Annotated in this window: 19 protein-coding genes; 9 read left to right on the top strand and 10 right to left on the bottom strand. The window is 71.1% G+C overall.

All coding sequences use genetic code 11. The annotated features are described in order from the left end of the window. Positions 1–10: 10 nt before the first annotated feature. Positions 11–439: an OsmC family protein gene (locus MBA17_RS12100; RefSeq protein ID WP_238496490.1), complete on the top strand. Its 429-nt coding sequence runs from the start codon at positions 11–13 to the stop codon at positions 437–439. 102 nt (positions 440–541) lie between these two features. Beyond that, complete coding sequence (gene glgX / locus MBA17_RS12095) at positions 542–2,662, top strand: glycogen debranching protein GlgX (protein WP_238496489.1); 2,121 nt, start codon at positions 542–544, stop codon at positions 2,660–2,662. Between the two features lie 157 nt (positions 2,663–2,819). Here the strand turns inward: glgX and MBA17_RS12090 are convergent, their stop codons facing one another. Further along, on the bottom strand, positions 2,820–3,224 hold the full coding sequence (locus tag MBA17_RS12090; protein ID WP_238496488.1) for a hypothetical protein: 405 nt from the start codon (positions 3,222–3,224) through the stop codon (positions 2,820–2,822). Between the two features lie 151 nt (positions 3,225–3,375). Here MBA17_RS12090 and MBA17_RS12085 point away from each other — a divergent pair, with 151 nt between their 5' ends. From MBA17_RS12085 to MBA17_RS12070, 4 genes are all read left to right on the top strand, one after another. Further along, entirely contained in the window at positions 3,376–4,101 is a 726-nt protein-coding gene (locus tag MBA17_RS12085) for a pyrimidine reductase family protein (protein ID WP_238496487.1), read from the top strand. Continuing rightward, entirely contained in the window at positions 4,098–5,168 is a 1,071-nt protein-coding gene (locus tag MBA17_RS12080) for an ATP-dependent DNA ligase (RefSeq protein WP_238496486.1), read from the top strand. Before MBA17_RS12085 ends, MBA17_RS12080 begins: the two co-directional genes overlap by 4 nt. A gap of 56 nt (positions 5,169–5,224) precedes the next feature. Then, the gene (locus tag MBA17_RS12075; protein ID WP_238496485.1) at positions 5,225–5,575 is read left to right on the top strand and encodes a hypothetical protein; all 351 of its coding nucleotides are present in this window, start codon (positions 5,225–5,227) and stop codon (positions 5,573–5,575) included. Between the two features lie 68 nt (positions 5,576–5,643). Then, the gene (locus tag MBA17_RS12070; protein ID WP_238496484.1) at positions 5,644–7,086 is read left to right on the top strand and encodes an aldehyde dehydrogenase family protein; all 1,443 of its coding nucleotides are present in this window, start codon (positions 5,644–5,646) and stop codon (positions 7,084–7,086) included. Here the strand turns inward: MBA17_RS12070 and MBA17_RS12065 are convergent. The 4 genes from MBA17_RS12065 to MBA17_RS12050 are packed head-to-tail and all read right to left on the bottom strand — an operon-like array spanning position 7,070 to position 10,575. Beyond that, entirely contained in the window at positions 7,070–7,708 is a 639-nt protein-coding gene (locus tag MBA17_RS12065) for a response regulator (protein ID WP_455432746.1), read from the bottom strand. The genes MBA17_RS12070 and MBA17_RS12065 overlap by 17 nt on opposite strands. Further along, entirely contained in the window at positions 7,705–8,946 is a 1,242-nt protein-coding gene (locus MBA17_RS12060) for a sensor histidine kinase (protein ID WP_238496483.1), read from the bottom strand. Before MBA17_RS12060 ends, MBA17_RS12065 begins: the two co-directional genes overlap by 4 nt. 7 nt (positions 8,947–8,953) lie before the next feature. After that, on the bottom strand, positions 8,954–9,658 hold the full coding sequence (locus MBA17_RS12055; RefSeq protein ID WP_238496482.1) for an ABC transporter permease: 705 nt from the start codon (positions 9,656–9,658) through the stop codon (positions 8,954–8,956). Beyond that, positions 9,655–10,575, bottom strand: a complete 921-nt coding sequence (locus tag MBA17_RS12050; RefSeq protein ID WP_238496481.1) for an ABC transporter ATP-binding protein — start codon at positions 10,573–10,575, stop codon at positions 9,655–9,657. The genes MBA17_RS12055 and MBA17_RS12050 overlap by 4 nt, the downstream gene beginning before the upstream one ends. 181 nt (positions 10,576–10,756) lie before the next feature. Here MBA17_RS12050 and MBA17_RS12045 point away from each other — a divergent pair, with 181 nt between their 5' ends. Beyond that, positions 10,757–10,921, top strand: a complete 165-nt coding sequence (locus MBA17_RS12045) for a hypothetical protein (protein WP_238496480.1) — start codon at positions 10,757–10,759, stop codon at positions 10,919–10,921. Positions 10,922–10,985: 64 nt separating this feature from the next. Here the strand turns inward: MBA17_RS12045 and MBA17_RS12040 are convergent, their stop codons facing one another. Further along, positions 10,986–11,525, bottom strand: a complete 540-nt coding sequence (locus tag MBA17_RS12040) for a CGNR zinc finger domain-containing protein (RefSeq protein ID WP_238496479.1) — start codon at positions 11,523–11,525, stop codon at positions 10,986–10,988. A gap of 104 nt (positions 11,526–11,629) precedes the next feature. Here MBA17_RS12040 and MBA17_RS12035 point away from each other — a divergent pair, with 104 nt between their 5' ends. After that, a complete protein-coding gene (locus MBA17_RS12035; protein ID WP_238496478.1) occupies positions 11,630–12,388 on the top strand; it encodes a class I SAM-dependent methyltransferase in 759 nt (252 codons plus the stop codon). Between the two features lie 88 nt (positions 12,389–12,476). Here MBA17_RS12035 and ligD read toward each other — a convergent pair whose 3' ends face one another. Continuing rightward, positions 12,477–13,472, bottom strand: coding sequence for a non-homologous end-joining DNA ligase (gene ligD / locus MBA17_RS12030; RefSeq protein WP_238496477.1), 996 nt, complete (start codon positions 13,470–13,472; stop codon positions 12,477–12,479). A 348-nt stretch (positions 13,473–13,820) separates the two neighbouring features. Between ligD and msrB the strand changes: the two genes are divergently transcribed. Beyond that, positions 13,821–14,225 carry a peptide-methionine (R)-S-oxide reductase MsrB gene (msrB, locus tag MBA17_RS12025; protein ID WP_238496476.1) on the top strand — a complete coding sequence of 135 codons (405 nt, stop codon included), beginning with the start codon at positions 13,821–13,823 and terminating at the stop codon, positions 14,223–14,225. Between the two features lie 545 nt (positions 14,226–14,770). Here msrB and MBA17_RS12020 read toward each other — a convergent pair. The 3 genes from MBA17_RS12020 to hemG form a co-directional block, all read right to left on the bottom strand. Then, positions 14,771–15,394: a hypothetical protein gene (locus MBA17_RS12020; protein WP_238496475.1), complete on the bottom strand. Its 624-nt coding sequence runs from the start codon at positions 15,392–15,394 to the stop codon at positions 14,771–14,773. 246 nt (positions 15,395–15,640) lie between these two features. Then, on the bottom strand, positions 15,641–16,345 hold the full coding sequence (hemQ, locus tag MBA17_RS12015; protein ID WP_238496474.1) for a hydrogen peroxide-dependent heme synthase: 705 nt from the start codon (positions 16,343–16,345) through the stop codon (positions 15,641–15,643). A gap of 13 nt (positions 16,346–16,358) precedes the next feature. Then, on the bottom strand, positions 16,359–17,798 hold the full coding sequence (gene hemG, locus MBA17_RS12010; protein ID WP_238496473.1) for a protoporphyrinogen oxidase: 1,440 nt from the start codon (positions 17,796–17,798) through the stop codon (positions 16,359–16,361). Between the last annotated feature and the right edge of the window lie 89 nt (positions 17,799–17,887).

The raw sequence follows: 17,887 nt of genomic DNA, 5'->3' as shown, positions 1-17,887 counted from the left end.
GAGAACACACATGGCAACGGTTCGCACGGCGACGACCCAGTGGAAGGGCGCGCTGCTCGACGGTTCCGGCACGGTCTCGCTCGACTCGTCGGGGATCGGTACGTTCGACGTCTCCTGGCCTTCCAGGTCGGAGCAGGCCAACGGCAAGACCTCGCCCGAGGAGCTCATCGCCGCGGCGCACTCGACGTGCTTCTCGATGGCGCTGTCGCACGGGCTGGCCGGGGCCGGCACGCCGCCGCAGTCCGTGGAGACCAGCGCGGACGTGACGTTCCAGCCCGGCGAGGGCATCACGGGGATCGTCCTGTCGGTCAAGGCCCATGTGCCCGGCATCACGGCGGAGCAGTTCCAGACCGCCGCGGAGACGGCCAAGGCCAACTGCCCGGTGAGCAAGGCGCTCACCGGTACCACCATCACGTTGAAGGCCGAACTGCTCGGCTGATCGTCCGAGATGCCCGCCCTCTGAGCCGGAGGGCGGGCATCCGGACGGTAAGAGTTCGTACCGGCTGCGCGAAGCGGCGAGACAAGAGGACAATGGGGCTACATGCGCGAAGTCTGGCCCGGAGAGTCGTACCCGCTCGGTGGCACCTGGGATGGCGCGGGCACCAGCTTCTCGGTGTTCTCCGAGGCCGCCGAGGCGGTAGAGCTATGCCTGTTCTCGGCCGACGGGCGTGAGGAACGCGTCGAGCTGCCCGAATCCGATGGATACGTCTGGCACGGCTACCTGCCCGGCGTCATGCCGGGCCAGCGGTACGGCTTCCGCGTGCACGGGCCCTACAACCCGGCCCGCGGTCACCGGTGCAACCCCGCCAAACTGCTGCTCGACCCCTACGCCAAGGCGATCGAGGGCGACCTCCGGTGGAACGAGGCGCTGTTCTCCTACCACTTCACCGATCCGTCGCAGGTCAACACCGACGACAGCGCGCCGTACATGCCGAAGAACGTCGTCATCAACCCGTTCTTCGACTGGGGCGCCGACCGGGCGCCCCGCACGCCGTACCACAAGACGGTGATCTACGAGGCGCACGTGCGCGGGCTCACCATGCGCCACCCGGCGGTGCCGGAGGAGCAGCGCGGCACCTACGCGGCGCTGGGGCATCCGGCGATCATCGACCACCTGCTCAGCCTCGGGGTGACCGCGGTGGAGCTGATGCCGGTCCACCAGTTCGTGCCCGAGCACGCGATGGTCGCCCGCGGGCTGACCAACTACTGGGGCTACAACACCATCGCCTACCTCGCGCCGCACAACGCCTACGCCGCCGCCGGGCAGAGCGGCGAGCAGGTGCTGGAGTTCAAGGCGATGGTCAGGGCGCTGCACGAGGCGGGCATCGAGGTCATCCTCGACGTCGTCTACAACCACACCGCCGAGGGCGACCACATGGGGCCCACGCTGGGCTTCCGCGGCATCGACAACAACGCCTACTACCGCCTGCACGACGGCGACAAGCGCTACTACCTCGACTACACGGGCTGCGGCAACTCCCTCAACGTGCGCTCGCCGCACGCGCTCCAGCTCATCATGGACTCGCTGCGCTACTGGGTGCTGGAGATGCACGTCGACGGCTTCCGGTTCGACCTGGCCGCCGCCCTCGCCCGCGAGCTGCACGACGTCGACCGGCTGAGCGCGTTCTTCGACCTCATCCAGCAGGATCCGGTGATCTCCCAGGTCAAGCTGATCGCCGAGCCGTGGGACGTCGGGCCGGGCGGCTACCAGGTCGGCAACTTCCCGCCGTTGTGGACCGAGTGGAACGGCATGTTCCGCGACAACGTGCGCGACTTCTGGCGCGGCCACGGCTCGGTGCTGCCCGAGTTCGCCACCCGGCTGACCGGTTCGCAGGACCTCTACGCCTCCTCCGGCCGCCGCCCGGTCGCCTCGATCAACTTCGTGACCTGCCACGACGGTTTCACCCTCAACGACCTGGTCTCCTACAACCGCAAGCACAACAAGGCCAACGGCGAGGCGAACCGCGACGGCACCGACGACAACCGCTCGTGGAACTGCGGAGCCGAGGGCCCCGTCGAGGACCCGGCGATCGTCGCGCTGCGCAGACGGCAGCGGCGCAACCTGCTGACCACGCTGTTCATCTCCCAGGGGGTGCCGATGCTGACCGCGGGCGACGAGTTCGGCCGCACCCAGCAGGGCAACAACAACGCCTACTGCCAGGACAACGAGATCTCCTGGGTCGACTGGTCGCTGCCCCGTACCGAGCCCGAGCTCCTCGGGTTCGTCCAGACGCTGTCCCGGCTGCGCCGCGACCATCCGGTCTTCCAGCGGCGGCGGTTCTTCCACGGCGGCAAGAACGACGACGGCGTGCGCGACATCGTGTGGTTCACCCCGGCGGGCGAGGAGATGTCGGCGAGCGACTGGCACAACGGCTACGCCAAGTCGCTGGCCGTCTTCCTCAACGGCGAGGCGATCTCGGAGCTGGGCCCCAGGGGCGAGCGGATCGCGGACGACTCCTTCCTGCTGCTGATCAACGCGCACCACGAGGACCTGACCTTCACCCTGCCTGGCCCGGAGTTCGGCGAGGGCTGGCAGCCCGTGCTCGACACGGCCGACGAGGGACCGCGCGACGACCCCTTCCCCGAAGACCGGTGGGCCACCGACGCGCTCGTCGCGGTCACCGGCCGCTCCGTGCAGATCCTGCGCCGCCCCCGCGAGTGACCCCTCGGCCGCGACGTGCCCGTTCAGAGGCCGCTCCGTACAGATCCCGCGCCGCCCCCGCGAGTGACCCCTCGGCCGCGACGTGCCCGTTCAGAGGCCGCTCCGTACAGATCCCGCGCCGCCCCCGCGAGTGACCCCTCGGCCGCGACGTGCCCGTTCAGAGGCCGGAGGCCACCGCGGCGGTGAGCAGCACCAGCACGAACGTGGTGACGCCGGCGAAGCCGTGCAGCAGGACGGCCAGGACGGGGAAGCGCTGTTCCGCGCCCCTGGCGTGCCGGCCCCCGCCCAGCCACCTGGTGAACATGGTGAAGCCGAGCGCCGCCGAGGCCGCGAGCACGCCGAAGGCGACCCAGGCGACGGCCCGGTGCCCGGTCAGCAGGTAGCCGACCCAGCAGCCCAGCGCGCCGACGGCGAGGGCCGGGTGGGAGAAGATGAGCGCGGCGGGAAATCTGGTGACCTTGGTCGCCTGCTGGTGCAGCCCGCCTCCGGACAGCCACAGATACAGGAGATACACCCCTACCGTCGCAGTGATCAGCCATGTCACGATCGCGGCCAGCCGCACGAGCCCTCCCAGGTTCGCCGATCCCCACGTTCACATCGCGTGGCGCCGCCGCAACGCTACGCACATCTCGCCGCCGGCTCCACGACATACGCGCGAGCGGGTATCCAGACCGGGGAATCAGGGCGGACCGAGACTGTGACAGGGTAGGGATGTGCGCCGTATCCACCCTGCCCACTCCTCGGAAGACGTCGAGCTCAGCAGTCTTTACGCCTATCCTGACCAGCCGTGGCTGCGTGTCAACATGGTCGCGAGCGCCGACGGGGCCACCTGGTTCAAGGGGCTGTCCGGCGGGCTGTCCAGCAAGGCCGACCGGCGGGTGTTCGGGGTGCTGCGCGGGCTGGCCGACGTGGTGCTCGCGGGGGCCGCGACGGTCCGCACCGAGGGGTACGGCCCGGCCAGGCCGCGCGAGTCGTGGCGGCCGTTGCGCACCGACCGGCCGCCCGCGCCGCCGATCGCCGTGGTCACCCGCAGGCTGGACCTCGATCTGGGCGGCCCGCTGTTCACCGACGCGGATCCGCGGGCCCGCACGATCGTCATCACCTGCGACGCGGCTCCGGCCGATCGGCGTGCGGCGGCGGCCGAGCTGGCCGACGTGGTCGTCGCCGGTGACGACCGGGTCGACATGGAGCGAGCCGTCGGAGCACTGCGGGAGCGGGGGCTCACCAGGATCCTGTGCGAGGGCGGGCCGCGGCTCAACGGCCAGCTCGCCGCCGCCGGGCAGATAGACGAGCTGTGTCTCACGATCAGCCCGATGATGGTCGGCGGCGGGGCGGCACGGGTCCTCAACGGCCCGGCCGGGCAGATCGGCCTGCGCCTGGTTCACATTCTGGAAGAGGACGGGTACCTCTTCACCAGATATCTCAAGGGGGAAATGTGAAGCTGCCCGTCGAACCGCCGGTGGCGCCCATGCTGGCCAAGGCGATCAAGGGGATGCCGCCGCAGGACGGCACCCTGTTGTACGAGCCGAAGTGGGACGGCTTCCGCTGCATCATCTTCCGCGACGGCGACGAGGTCTATCTGGGCAGCCGCAACGAGCGGCCGTTCACGCGCTACTTCCCCGAGCTGGTGGAGGCCGTCCTCGCCGAGCTGCCCGACCGGGTGGTGGTCGACGGGGAGATCGTGCTCAGGCGCGGTCAGGAGCTCGACTTCGACGCCCTGCAGCAGCGCATCCACCCGGCCGCCTCGCGGGTGAAGATGTTGTCGGAGCAGACGCCCGCGTCGTTCATCGCCTTCGACCTGCTGGCCCACGGCGACGACAATCTGATGGATACCCCGTTCGGCGAGCGGCGGGCGCGGCTGCGGGAGCTGTTCGGCGAGCCCGGCGGGAGCATCCGCCTGACGCCCGTCACCGACGATTTCGAGCGGGCCTCGGAGTGGTTCGAGATGTTCGAGGGGGCCGGGCTCGACGGGATCGTCGTCAAGCCTCGCGACCTGCCGTACGAGCCGGACCGGCGGACGATGTTCAAGGTCAAGCACGAGCGCACCGCCGACGTGGTGGTGGCGGGTTACCGGGAGCACAAGTCGGGGCCGGTGGTGGGCTCGCTGCTGCTCGGGCTCCATGACGACAGCGGGCGGCTGCACCACGTGGGGGTGGCGGCGTCGTTCCCGATGGCGCGCAGGGCCGAGCTGGTCGAGGAGGTCAAGCCGTACCTCACCGAGTTCGCCGAGCATCCGTGGGGCGGCTGGATGGCGGAGGCCGCCGACCAGCCCGCGCAGCGCCGGCCGGGCAACGTGTCGCGGTGGAGCGCGGGCAAGGATCTCTCGTTCATCCCGCTGCGCCCCGAGCTGGTGATCGAGGTGGCCTACGACCACATGGAGGGCGATCGGTTCCGGCACACCGCCCAGTTCCGTCGCTGGCGGCCGGACCGCACGCCGGAGTCGTGCACCTACGAACAACTCGAAAGCCCGACCTCCTACGACCTGGACGACATCCTGGCCCGCTGAGAATCTCAGGGTTGTCCCCGATGGACCTCCTCCGGCTAGTGCGATAAATCTCAAGCATGACAAAATCCGGCCCCCTCGACGACGAGCTGCGCGCCGCCGTTTCGACCCGTCGCGACCTGGGCCCCGACTACGAGGACGCGATCGTCGAGTCGTTCCTGGACAAGGTCGACCAGCAGATCGACCGGCGGGTCGAGGAGCGGCTCGCCACGGCCTCCCGCGGCGGCGAGCCCCGTGCGCGGCCGACCGACAACCAGGGGCTGGCGCTGGCGATCGTCTCGCTGTCCCTCGGCGTGTTCGGGTCCATCGGGATGGGCATCTCGGCGGTCGACTTCGAGATGCTGCTGCTGGTCTGGCTCGGGATCGTCTCGATCAACGTGGCGTTCGCGATCGGCCGCCGCCGCCGCTGACTTCTGGATCAAGCAAGCGTACGCTTGGCATCGGTCCCTGTACGGCGTGCGCACCCCGGGAGCTCGGCATGGAGGAGTACCACAACCTGATCGGCGGCCGGCTGGTCCCGGCGGCCGACGGCGGAACGCTCGACTCGGTCAATCCGGCGACGGGCGAGGTGTGGGCCCGCATCCCGGCCTGCGGCGACCGTGACGCGGACGCCGCCGTGGCCGCCGCCAGGCAGGCCCTGCCCGGCTGGTCGGGGATGCCCGCGCTCGGCCGGGCCCGCTACCTGCGCCAGGTCGCCGAGGTCTTCGCCGGGCACGCGGAGGAGCTCGCCCGGATCGAGACCAGGGACAACGGCCGCATCCTGCGCGACACCCTGAAGCGCGACCTGCCCGGCATGACCTTCCTGTGGCAGTTCGCCGCGGGCGAGGTCCTCGACGCCGTCACCGGCGACACGGTGATCCTCGGCCCGGACACCCTCGGCCTGACCAGGCGCGAGCCGTACGGCGTGGTGGTGGGGATCATTCCGTGGAACTCCCCCGTCTCCACCTTCTCGGCCAAGGCCGCCTACGCGCTGGCGGCGGGGAACACTGTGATCATCAAGCCGGCCGAGCAGGCGTGCGCGTCGGTGCTGCGGCTGGGCGAACTGCTGGCCGGGGTGCTGCCGCCGGGGGTGCTCGGCATCGTCAGCGGGACGGGCGAGGAGGTCGGCGACGCGCTTGTACGGCACCGCGGAGTGGACAAGGTCAGTCTGACCGGGTCCACCCAGACGGGACAGGCGATCACCCGGGCGAGCGCCGACTCACTGAAGCCGCTCACCTTCGAGTTAGGCGGCAAATCCCCAAATATCATCTTCGAGGATGCTGATCTGGAATCCGCCTCCCAGGGAGTGACGGTCAACTCGGTCTACACCGGCAACGCCGGGCAGGTCTGCGTCGCCGGCTCGCGCATCCTGATCCACCGGCCCGTCTGGACCGAGATGATCGAGCGGATCGCCGCCATCGCCGGCCACATACGACTGGCGGACCCGCTCGACCTGGCGACCACGATGGGCCCGATCGTCTCCGCCGGCCAGTACGAACGGGTCGCCTCCTACCTCCAGATCGCCGAGAAGGAAGGCGCGGAACTGATCTTCGGCGGCCGGACCGGCGCCGCGGTGGTGCCCTCGATGCCCGGCGGCTACTGGGTCGCGCCCACGCTGTACACCACCACCGACAACTCGCTGCGGATCTGCCAGGAGGAGATCTTCGGCCCGGTGGCGGTGGCGATCCCGTTCGACACCGACGACGAGGCGCTGGCGATCGCCAACGACTCCCGCTACGGCCTCGCCGCCGGGGTGTGGACCCGTGACCTGGCCCGCGCCCACCGGTTCATCCGCGACCTGGACACCGGCACCGTCTGGGTCAACACCTTCCGCCAGATGCCTCCCGGCCTGCCCTTCGGCGGCACCAAGGACAGCGGCTACGGCGACGACTCCGTCCGGGCCTACACCAGGGAGAAGGCGGCGATCATCCAGACCGGTTGAACAGCCCCCGCTCGAAGGCCACGGCGACGGCGGCGGCCCGGTCGTTGACGCCGAGCTTGGCGTAGATGTGCAGCAGGTGGGTCTTCACGGTGGCCTCGCTGATGAAGAGCCGGGAGGCGGCCTCGCGGTTGGTGGAGCCCCGGGCGATCAGCGCGAGCACCTCCAGCTCGCGCGCGCTCAGCGGGTCGGACGGGGCCCGCACCTGGCCGATCAGCCGGGTGGCGACCGAGGGCGACAACACGGCCTCGCCCCGCGCGGCGGCCCGTACGGCCCGCACGAGCTCCTCGGGCAGCGCGTCCTTCAGCAGGTAGCCGGTCGCGCCCGCCTCGATCGCCGGCAGCACGTCGCTGTCCATGTCATAGGTGGTCAGCACGAGGATCCTGGCCGGATTGCCGCGCTCGGCCAGCCGCCTGATCGCGGTCACCCCGTCGGTGCCCGGCATCCGCAGGTCCATCAGGATCACGTCGGGCCGCAGCTCCTCGGCGAGGCTGACCGCCCGCGCGCCGTCGGCCGCCTCCCCGGCCACCTCGAAGCCCGGCTCGCCGGTGAACATGCCGCGCAGGCCGTCGCGGACGATGGGATGGTCGTCGACGATGATCAGCCGGATCGGCGGCTCGTTCACCTGGCCTCCCGCGCCGGGACGGTGGCCGAGACGGCGGTGCCCGCACCGGGCTCCGACTCGACGGCGAGGGTGCCCGCCAGCCGGGTCACCCGCTGCCGCATCGAGGTCATCCCGAAACCGCCGCTCTTCGCGCCGGGGGTGAACCCGGCGCCGTCGTCGCGCACGTCCAGCGTCACCACGTCCTCCATGTACGACACCGTCACACCGACCCGGGTCGCCCCGGCGTGCTTGCCGACGTTGGTCAGCGCCTCCTGCGCGACCCGCAGCAGGGTCACCTCCACCTCGGGGTGCAACGGCCGGGCGGAACCGGTCGTGGCCAGCTCGATCCGCACGTCGTTGGTCTCCTCCCAGCGTCTCGCCACCTCCGACAGCGCCTCGGGCAGGCGCGCGGACTCCAGTTCCACCGGGCCGACGGCCTGCACCGACCGCCGGGCCTGCGCCAGGCTCTCCCTGGCCATGAGCGCCGCGTTGTCGAGGTGACGCCGCCACTCCGGCGGGTCGTCCGCGGCCCGGGAGGCCGCCTGGACCTGGGTGATGATCCCGGCCAGCCCCTGGGCCAGGGTGTCGTGGATCTCCCGCGCCATCCGCTGCCGTTCGTCGGTGACGCCGGCCTCGCGCGCCTGGAGCAGGAGCTGGGCCTGCAGGCCGGCGTTCTCCCGCATCGTCTCCTCCAGCCTGGCGTTGGTCTCGGCCAGCTGGTCGACCATCCGCTGGCGCCGGGCGCTCTGGTCGTTGGCGAGCTCGCCGACGAAGCTGAACATGGCGACCAGGACGACGATGGCGACGACGAACAGCAGGAAGGAAAGGATCGTGGCGAGATGAGGGCCGGGCAGCCCGCCGAAGTAGCCGGTGACCGCGCCGACGGCCGTCGTGGTCACGCCGGCTATCCGCCACCGCCCCCGCAGCAACGCCCAGGAGTGCATGTAGCCGATGAAGGAGAAGAAACCGGCGAACCAGACGCTGCGCAGGCCCAGCACGGCGACCAGGACCACCAGCCCGGCGATGTAGACGGCCATCTTCCGCTGGTCGCCGGCCCATCGCGGATGCAGGGTGAGCATCCACAGCATCCAGGCCGCGGTGAGCAGGACCAGGCCGAACGTGCCGAGCCTGACGGTCCACGGGTCGTCGTCGAGGAGCAAGGACAGCCCCAGGGAGATGCCCAGCAGCGCGTACGGAACGACGGCCAGCCCTTTGGCCAGCCGTCCCGCCGCGACGTCGAGCGGATCGCCCGAGCTCACCGCCGCCTCACTCCCACCGGAAGAAACGGACGGCCGCGAACCCCACGACCAGCGCATAGGCCGCCATTATGCCAAGGAGGTGCGGCTGGACCGCGACCCCGGTCCAGGCGTCCCCGATCGCCTGCCTGAAAGCGCCCAGCGGGGTGAACTCGCCGATGGCGGCCAGGAAGGACGGCATAGCCTCCTTCGGCTGCATCAGCCCGCCGAGGAAGGCCAGCGGGAAGTAGAGCAGCACGCCCACGCCGTTGGCCGCACGCCCGCTGGCGGCGAGGGCCGCGATGACCAGCCCGATGGAGAACAGCGCCGTGGTGCCGAGCAGGAAGACCAGCGCGAACGGCAGCACCCGCGCCGGCCAGGCGGCCTGGAAGACGAACCCGGAGACCGCGACCAGCAGCGCCGAGGCGACCGCCGCGAAGAAGAGTTGCAGCAGCAGTTGCGCCGCCAGCAACGAGCCGGGGCTGACCGGGGTGGTGGACATCCGGCGCAGGATCCCGCGCTCACGGTAGGTCGCCAGCGTGGTCGGCACGGTGTAGAGCCCGATCAGGCCCACCGCGATCGTCAGCGCCATGGTGGGGACCGTGGTGTCCCCCGGCTCGGTGGCGCTGCCGAAGACGACCAGGATGAACAGCGGGATGGCCATCGCGAACAGGGCGCCCGGGTCGCGCAGCAGCAGCTTGATCTCGATCCCGCCCAGGGTGGCGAAGCCGGTCATCGGGACTCCTCGGCATCGAAGGTACGGCCGGTCAGTGCGACGAAGGCGTCGTCGAGCGTGTGCTGTTCGACGCGCAACCCGGCCACCGGGACGTCCCGGCGGGCCAGCACCGAGGTCACCGCGCCGGCGAAGTCCCCACGGCCCGTCACCACCACCTGGTCGCCCGAGCGGGACACGGACGCCACGCCGGGCACGCCGGCCAGCAGCGCGTCGTCGAAGGGCACCAGCGGGCGGAACCGCATGCGCTGGTCGGCGTCCACGGCCGAGATCAGGCCAGAGGGGGTGTCGAGGGCGACGATCCGTCCCCGGTCGAACACCGCGACCCGGTCGCACAACTCCTCGACCTCGTCCATGAAATGACTGACCAGGACCACGGTCACGCCACTCTCGCGAACCTGCTTGATCAGCTCCCAGGTGACGCGGCGGGCGGCCGGGTCCAGCCCGGTGGTCAGCTCGTCGAGGAAGGCGAGGCGCGGGTCGCCGACGAGGGCCAGCGCGATGAACAGGCGCTGCTTCTGGCCGCCGGACAGCGTGCCGAACCTGGCCTTGCTCTTGTCGGCCAGCCCCCACTGCACCAGCAGCTCACGCCAGTCCCTGGGCGCCTCGTAGAAGGAGGCGTACAGGTGGAGTGCCTCCCAGACCTTGATGTTCTCGGGCAGGAGCGTCTCCTGGAGCTGCACGCCGACCTTGCCGGTCAGCCGCCGCCGGTCCTTGACCGGGTCGAGCCCGAGCACCCTGATCGACCCGGAGTCGGGCCGCCGCAGACCCTCGGCGCATTCCACGGTGGTCGTCTTGCCCGCCCCGTTGGGCCCGAGAATGCCGAAGATCTCGCCCTGCTCCACGGAGAAGGACACCCCGTTCACGGCCGGGAACCTGCCGTACCTCTTGGTGAGGTCGTTCACCTCGATGACTGCCATGCACCAAGCTTCGGCCAGACGCCCCCTTCCCCGAATCGCCCGCCCGGCCCTGATCGTCCGCTGGTACGGCTGATCCGCACATCCACCGATCGGTTGATGCGCTCCCCGGTCCCCGGCCTTACCGGGGGTCTGCATTCCGATCCCGTACGGCAGGCCAGGCCGGCGCCACGCGCCGTCGTCCGTGGCGGTCTGCGGGGGCACGCCACTCGGGCGCGACCGGCTGATCGCCGTCACGACCGGCCCGCCGGCGAGGTTCTCCGGTCACCTGATCACCGGTGACGGCGCCCCTGCGGGATCGGCGTGGCCCGGCCTGGCGTACGTGATCGGCGACCCGGCCCCTTACTGAAGCCGGCGAGCGCTACCGGACACCGCATCACCGGCGCGATCCGGCTGGAGATCATCGCGGCCGCTCAGGGGGTGCGGGCGCGGAAGGCGGCGCTCTTGACGCGGTTCTGGCAGGCCGTCGAACAGAACCGGCGCATCCCGTTGCGCGAGGTGTCGACGTAGACACGGTCGCAGCCGGGCGCCGTGCACACCCCCAGCCGGTCGTGCAGGTCACTGCCGAGCACGATGGCGAGCCCGGTGGCGCAACTCGCGGCCCAGTCGCGGGCGGGACCGCCCCCGGCGCCGTGGAAGTGCAGGTGCCAGGGTTCGCCGTCGTGCCGATCGAGGTGCGGCCTGGCCTCCGTCTCACTCAGCAGGCGGTTCACCTGGTGCGCGGCGTCGTCGAGGGCGCCGGCGGCGACCGCGTCGAAGACCACGCGCAGGGCCGCCGCCACTGCGCCCAGTTCGGCGGCCTCCTCCTCGGTGACCTCGCCCTGCCGGCGACTGCCGAGCCGCAACGCCCGCGTGATGACGGCGCGTCCCTCCTCGCCCTCCGGTGGAAGGTACGGCCTGCCGCGCCGCCCGCCCGGGGTGAGCGCGTTCACCAGATCGACGGCCACCGTCACCACCGCATCTGTATGACTGTTGAAATCCACTTGACCAGTTACATCCTTACTATCTATGTTGGTGACTGGCAAAAGTATAGAAGACAGTGACGCAGGAGGTTCACATGCTCACCCGTGACACAGCCGAGGGATGGATCACCCGCTGGGACCTCCAGCAGGAGGGCTACCTGCCTGACCGGGAGGACCGCTTCACCGTGCTGATCGACGCCGTGGAGGCCGCCGGCCGGCCCGACCCCCTGGTGATCGACCTTGGCTGTGGCCCCGGTTCGCTGGCCGTACGGCTGCTCGACCGGTTGCCCGAGGCCCGCGTCGTCGCCGTCGACACCGATCCGCTGCTGCTCTCGCTCGGTCAGGCGGGCTACGCCCACGTGCGCGGCCTGCGTTTCGCCGACGTCGACCTACGCACCCCGGGATGGACCGGCGCCCTCGGCCTGGACCGGCCGGCGGACGTCGCGGTCAGCACCACCGCGCTACATTGGCTGCCCGAGCCCCACCTGCGCGAGGTCTACGCGGAGCTGTTCACGGCCCTGCGGCCCGGCGCGCTGTTCCTCAACGGCGACCACCTCGACGTCGACGACACCACCCCCGTGCTGGCCGCCCTGGAGCTGGCCGTACACGAGCGGGAGACTCGGCGGCGCTTCGCGGACTCCCACCCGGAAGACTGGCGCGCCTGGTGGGACGCGGTCGGCCAGGACCCGGCTCTGGCCGCCCTCGCCGGACAGCGAGAATCGGCCGCGCACCACGGCTCGGAGTCCCGGCTGCTCTCCACCCACCTTTCCGCGCTCCGCGACGCCGGGTTCACCGAGGTGGGCACGCTGTGGCAACGCGGCGACAACCGCCTCCTCGCCGCCGTGCGGCCCTGATCGCCGACCCTTGCCTCCCGGAGCCACCCGGTGAGGACGGCCTGGCGCCTCTGACCCGGGCGGCCCGTGGGTTCGGCGGGCCGCCCGGTCACTCGCGGGCCTTGCTGGGCTGCACCCGCTTGGGTTCGCCGGGCATCTTCGGATAGTTCGGCGGATAGGGCATGTCACCGCGGTCGTCGCGGGTGAACCACTCGACCAGCGTGTCGATGGAGTACGACTTGTCGTCGATGGCCGCGTGCACGTCGCCCAGTTCGGCGAAGCGGGCCGGGACGGTGCGGAGGTCGAAGTCGCGCGGGTCGGCGTCGCGCAGCTCCTCCCAGGTCAGCGGGGTGGAGACGGGGCCGTGCGGCTGGGCGCGCACCGAGTAGGCGGCGGCGACCGTACGATCACGGGCGTTCTGGTTGAAGTCGATGAAGACGCGTTCGCCGCGCTCCTCCTTCCACCAGGCGGTCGTCGCCAGCGCGGGCACCCGGCGCTCCACCTCGCGGGCCAGGGCGATCGCGGCGTGCCGTACGCCTGTGAAGTCCCAGTGCGGCTCGATCCTGACGTTGATGTGGATGCCGCGGCTGCCCGAGGTCTTGGGGAAGCCGGTGACGCCCAGTTCGCCGAGCACGTCACGGGCCACGAAGGCGACCTCGCGGGCCTGCTCGAAGCCGGTGCCGGGCTGCGGGTCGATGTCGATGCGCAGTTCGTCGGGGTGCTCGAGGTCATCGGCCCGGGCCGGCCACGGGTGGAAGTCGATGGTGCCCAGATTGGCGCAGTAGGCGAGGTCGGCCACCTCGGTGACGCGGAGCGCGTCGGCCTTGCGCCCGCTCGGGAAGGTGACCGTGACCGTGCGCATCCAGTCGGGGTGCCTGGGCGGCAGCCGTTTCTGGTAGATCGCGTCGTTCAGCACCCCGTCGGGGTGCCGCTTGATGTAGGTCGGCCGATCGCGCAACGCTCTGAGCGCGCCCTCGCCGACGCTGACGTAGTACTCCACGAGGTCGCGCTTGGTCGCCCCGATGCCCGGGAAATAGATCTTGTCGGGGTTGCTGACCTTGACGGTCCGCGTCCCGACCTCCAACTCGATGTACGGCGAAGCCATCCTCTGACCCTACGCGGTGGGCGGGTCCGTACGTGGGTGGGCGGGTCCGTCCCGGAGCTCCCCGGCGGCGGGACCGGGCGCTCGGACGGGACGGACCTCTTAGGCCGCCCACCTCGCCATACCCGGCAGGAGTGCTGGCGCACCACCCGTGCCGGGCGGCCTGGACCGGCCGCTCCGGAGGCGCCCAGCACGGGCGTGGGCCAGCGCTCCCCGGGGCAGCCTGGCGGACGGTCTCACCCATCTGGGGAGGTGACATGCACCCCCCACACTTACAAAGACGCCAAATTACCCGCGAAAGGATGCTTCCCCCGCGAAATAGCTGGCCCGCTCAGCTCGTACCCTGAAGGTATGGAAAAAGTCGTCAAGAGCGATGCCGCGTGGCGGGTCGAGCTGTCGCCTGAGGAGTTCCAGGTGCTCCGGAAGGCCGGCACCGAGCGTCCCTTCACCGGGGAGTACGTCGACACCAAGACGGAGGGCGTCTACTCCTGCCGTGCCTGCGGCGCCGAACTGTTCCGCTCGCAGACGAAGTTCGAGTCCCACTGCGGCTGGCCGTCGTTCTTCGAGCCCTCGGAGTCCGACGCCGTGGTCCTGATCGAGGACTCCTCGATGGGCATGGTGCGGACCGAGGTGCGCTGCGCCCGATGCGACTCGCACCTGGGCCACGTCTTCCGGGGCGAGGGATATCCGACCCCCACGGACGACCGGTACTGCATCAACTCGGTGTCACTGCGCCTGCGACCCACCGGCGACTAGTCGTGTGGCAAGGTGCTCCCGGCTGGAAGCCGGGGTGAGCCGGGGTATCAGGTCAGGAGACGCCGTCCCGCGGCGGGTGGCGCACGCCCGCGTTGATGCCCTACGTGACCTGCTCCGCCCCGAGCCGCGCGCCTGGTCCCATTTCGTCCCGGCGGGCCGGCCGGATCCGCTGCGCCCTCCCGCCGGGGAACCGGCGGCCACGTGCGCCCCTGAGCCGTGAGCCGGCCGGAAACGGGGTTGCAGGAGCGCCTCCGCAGGGTACACCGACTACTGAGCGTGCGCGTCGACGCACGCCGGGTGACGGTCGCGGTGTGGGGACAAGTGCATCTGCGTCACAGGTGGAAGAGCGTCGAGACCATCGGACGGGTGGTCGTCCAACGCTGCTCCCGATGCGGCAAGACCAGGGTCCGGGTGCGGTAGGGGCCGCCCCTCGACGGGCTGAGTGGTCATGGCCACCACCACCAGGGTCCGGGTGCGGTAGGGGCCGCCCCTCGACGGGCTGGGTGGTCATGGGCACCACCACCAGGGTCCGGGTGCGGTAGGGGTCACCCCGGCTCTGGGTAGGTGACCCGGCAGTTCTCGTCCGCGGGGCCGAGGATGTTGGCGATGACCGGGTTGCCGTTCTCGCCGAACTCGGCCTGCACGAAGACGACCGGGTCGGGGACGCCCTGCTCCTCGATGAGGTAGCGCAGGCCGCGCTGGCACAGCTCGATCGCCTGGCTGGAGTTGTCCGCCGACTGCGGCAGATCCGTATATATCCGCAGATAGCCGCCGACCGAGCGGACGTCCTTGACCCGGCTGGACGCCTTGTCCTTCGTCCTGCGCAGATACTCCACGGCACCGGCGTCCGTGTGCTTGGACTCGCCGGACGCCTCGTCCTCGACGTCCTTGGCCTTCTTCGGCTTCGCCTTCTTCGCGGCGGGCTTCTTCGCGGACTCCTGCTTCTCCGGCTCCTGCTTCGCCTGCTCCGGAGACTTCTGCTTCGCCGGTTCGGCGGGCTCCTGGATCACCCGGCCCGCGTCGGCGGCCACCACCGGCGCACGGTCCGCCTGCGGCCCCGGCTCCGCCACAGCCCGCTCAGGGGGTCGCTCGTCCCGGCCGAGCAGCGGCCCGGCCACCACCAGCCCCAGTACGGCGAGCGTGGCCAGGCCGACCGCGCCCTCCCCCACCCACGATCGGCTCCGCTTCTTGCGGCGACGCCCCTTCCGCCGCGTGGACCGTGCCACACTTCCGCCCGTTTTCACCCATTGCCTCACTAAGACAGGGGATTTTCCCTAATTATGATAAACGAATGACGAGATATCGCCTATTTCGACACCCGGCAGGGCGGCACCTCGCCGAGGCGACCGGACCCCCCGTCCGGCGCACGCCCCGCCGCGTCATCCTGCAACGACCCGGATGACGGCGTCAACCGTTTACGGAAGTCCCGCGATGAGCTCGCCGACCGGCTTGCGGACGCCGGTGTAGAAGGGAATCTCGACCCGGGTGTGCGCACGGGCCTTGGCCGCGCGCAGATGACGCATGAGGTCGACGATCCGGTGCAGCTCGTCGGCCTCGAAGGCGAGCATCCACTCGAAGTCGTTCAGCGCGAAGCAGGCCACCGTGTTGGCCCGCACGTCGGGGTACTCCCTGGCCATCAGGCCGTGCTCGGCGAGCATCGTGCGGCGCTCGGCGTCGTCGAGCAGATACCACTCCAGGGAGCGGACGAAGGGATAGACGCTCACGTAGGCCCGCGGCTCCTCGTCCGCGAGGAAGGCCGGCACGTGCGACTTGTTGAACTCCGCCGGCCGGTGCAGCGCCATCGCCGACCAGACCGGCTCGCAGCGCAGCCCGAGGTCGGTACGGCGGAAGCGGGAGTAGACCTCCTGGAGGTCCTCGGCGGCCGGCGCGTGCCACCAGAACATGAAGTCCGCGTCGGCGCGGAACCCGGCCACGTCGTAACAGCCCCTGGTCACCACGTCCTTCTCGGCCACCTGGGCGAGCAGGTCGGCGACCTCCGCGGCCATCCGCTCCCGGTCCCCCTCGCAGTGCCCGCGCAGCTTGAAGACCGACCACATCGTGTAGCGGATCACCTGGTTCAGGTCTCGCGCCTTGGGCCGTGCCTCGCCGTCGCCTGCCATCGTTACCCCTCGATCATCTCGTCGGTGAACCCACCGACTGCCATTCTCGCGTGGGATCCAGGTGGTCCATCACCCGGGCGGCGGCGCTGCGCGCGCCCGCGACGCAGGCGGGCACGCCCAGCCCGTCGTAGGCCGCCCCGCAGACCGCGAGCCCCGGCAGGCCAGCCACCGCCGCGCGGACCCTCGCCACGCGGTCGAGGTGGCCCACCTCGTACTGCGGGAGGGCGCCGCCCCAGCGGGTGACCCGGCTGTCCATGGGCAACCCGCGGACCCCCATGATCTCGGACATCTCGGTCATGACCAGCGCGACCAGCTCCGCGTCGTCGCGCTGGAGGACGTGCTCCTCGCCGATCCTGCCGACCGAGCAGCGCAGCGCGATCACGTTCGGGTCGGCCTCGGCGAGGTGCGGCCACTTGACGGAGCTGAACGTGGCGGCCTTGACCGGGCGGCCCTCCACGGGCGGCACCAGGTAGCCGCTGCCGGTGGGCGGCTCGGGGAAGGCGGCGCGCGGGTAGGCGAGGGTGACGATGGCCATGCTGGCGTACTCGATCCTGGCCAGCTCGGTGGCGGCCGCGGGCGCCTCGGCGGCCAGCAGCCTGCTCGCGGCGGGGCCGGGGACGGCGATCACCACGGCGTCGGCCGTCACGGTCTCCGGCCGGGGCACCGGACCGGTGACCAGCCGCCAGCCCGACTCGGCGCGGAGCAGCTCGCGGACGGTCACGCCGGTCCTGATCTCCGCGCCCGAGGCGGCGGCCACGGCGTCCGGCAGGCTGCCCATGCCGCCGCGCAGGGTGGTGAAGACCGGGCCCGCGCCCTCGGGCGTCTCGGCGGTGATCGCCTTGGCGGCGGTCAGGAGTGAACGCTCCGACCTGGCCACGGCGGCGATCCTCGGCATGGTCGCGTCGAGCGAGAGGGTCTCGGCCCGGCCCGCGTACACACCGCCGAGCATGGGCTCGATCAGCCGATCGACGACCTCGCCGCCCATCCGCGCCCGGATGTAGGCGGCCACCGACACGTCGCCGGTGATCATCGTGGGCGGCAGTACCTGGTCGAGCGCCACCCTGCCGAGCCCGGCCGGGCTGAGGATGCCGGTCCTGCCGAGCGCCGCCAGGTCGGACGGCACGCCCAGCACCTGGCCCTTCGGCATGTCGCGCAGCCCGCCCCTGCTGTAGATCGCCGACCGGGTGGTGCCCGGGTAGACGAGGTCGTCACCGAGGCCGACCAGCCGGGCCAGTTCCTTGCCCTCCGGCCGCCGGGCCAGCATCGCCTCCGCGCCCACGTCGACGGCCAGCCCGGCCACCTCGCTCGCGCACAGCTTCCCGCCGATCCTGGGCGACCCCTCAAGGATCGTCACGCGAAGCGTGTCGCCGCCGGCCTGCCGCAGGTACCAGGCAGCGGCGAGGCCGGCGATCCCGCCGCCGACGACCACCACATGCCGCCGATTCCCTTCCATGCCACCCGACGCTACCGCCACCCGGCCCCGCCCACCCCGCCGGACCGCCCTCCCGCCGCGTGTCGCGGGCGCTCCGAACGTGATGTCAT

It is taken from the genome of Dolomitihabitans soli, assembly GCF_022213955.1.
Classification (GTDB): Bacteria; Actinomycetota; Actinomycetes; order Streptosporangiales; family Streptosporangiaceae; genus Streptosporangium_A; species Streptosporangium_A soli.
This window is presented reverse-complemented; position numbering and strand designations above follow the sequence as displayed.

Excerpts from the sequence above, each read along its gene's own strand:
- hemG (WP_238496473.1), bottom strand. The coding sequence starts at position 17,798 with ATGGAAGGGAATCGGCGGCATGTGGTGGTCGTCGGCGGCGGGATCGCC.
- MBA17_RS12055 (WP_238496482.1), bottom strand. The coding sequence starts at position 9,658 with ATGACCGGCTTCGCCACCCTGGGCGGGATCGAGATCAAGCTGCTGCTG.
- glgX (WP_238496489.1), top strand. The coding sequence starts at position 542 with ATGCGCGAAGTCTGGCCCGGAGAGTCGTACCCGCTCGGTGGCACCTGG.
- MBA17_RS12100 (WP_238496490.1), top strand. The coding sequence starts at position 11 with ATGGCAACGGTTCGCACGGCGACGACCCAGTGGAAGGGCGCGCTGCTC.
- MBA17_RS12035 (WP_238496478.1), top strand. The coding sequence starts at position 11,630 with ATGCTCACCCGTGACACAGCCGAGGGATGGATCACCCGCTGGGACCTC.
- msrB (WP_238496476.1), top strand. The coding sequence starts at position 13,821 with ATGGAAAAAGTCGTCAAGAGCGATGCCGCGTGGCGGGTCGAGCTGTCG.
- hemQ (WP_238496474.1), bottom strand. The coding sequence starts at position 16,345 with ATGGCAGGCGACGGCGAGGCACGGCCCAAGGCGCGAGACCTGAACCAG.
- ligD (WP_238496477.1), bottom strand. The coding sequence starts at position 13,472 with ATGGCTTCGCCGTACATCGAGTTGGAGGTCGGGACGCGGACCGTCAAG.
- MBA17_RS12050 (WP_238496481.1), bottom strand. The coding sequence starts at position 10,575 with ATGGCAGTCATCGAGGTGAACGACCTCACCAAGAGGTACGGCAGGTTC.
- MBA17_RS12070 (WP_238496484.1), top strand. The coding sequence starts at position 5,644 with ATGGAGGAGTACCACAACCTGATCGGCGGCCGGCTGGTCCCGGCGGCC.
- MBA17_RS12075 (WP_238496485.1), top strand. The coding sequence starts at position 5,225 with ATGACAAAATCCGGCCCCCTCGACGACGAGCTGCGCGCCGCCGTTTCG.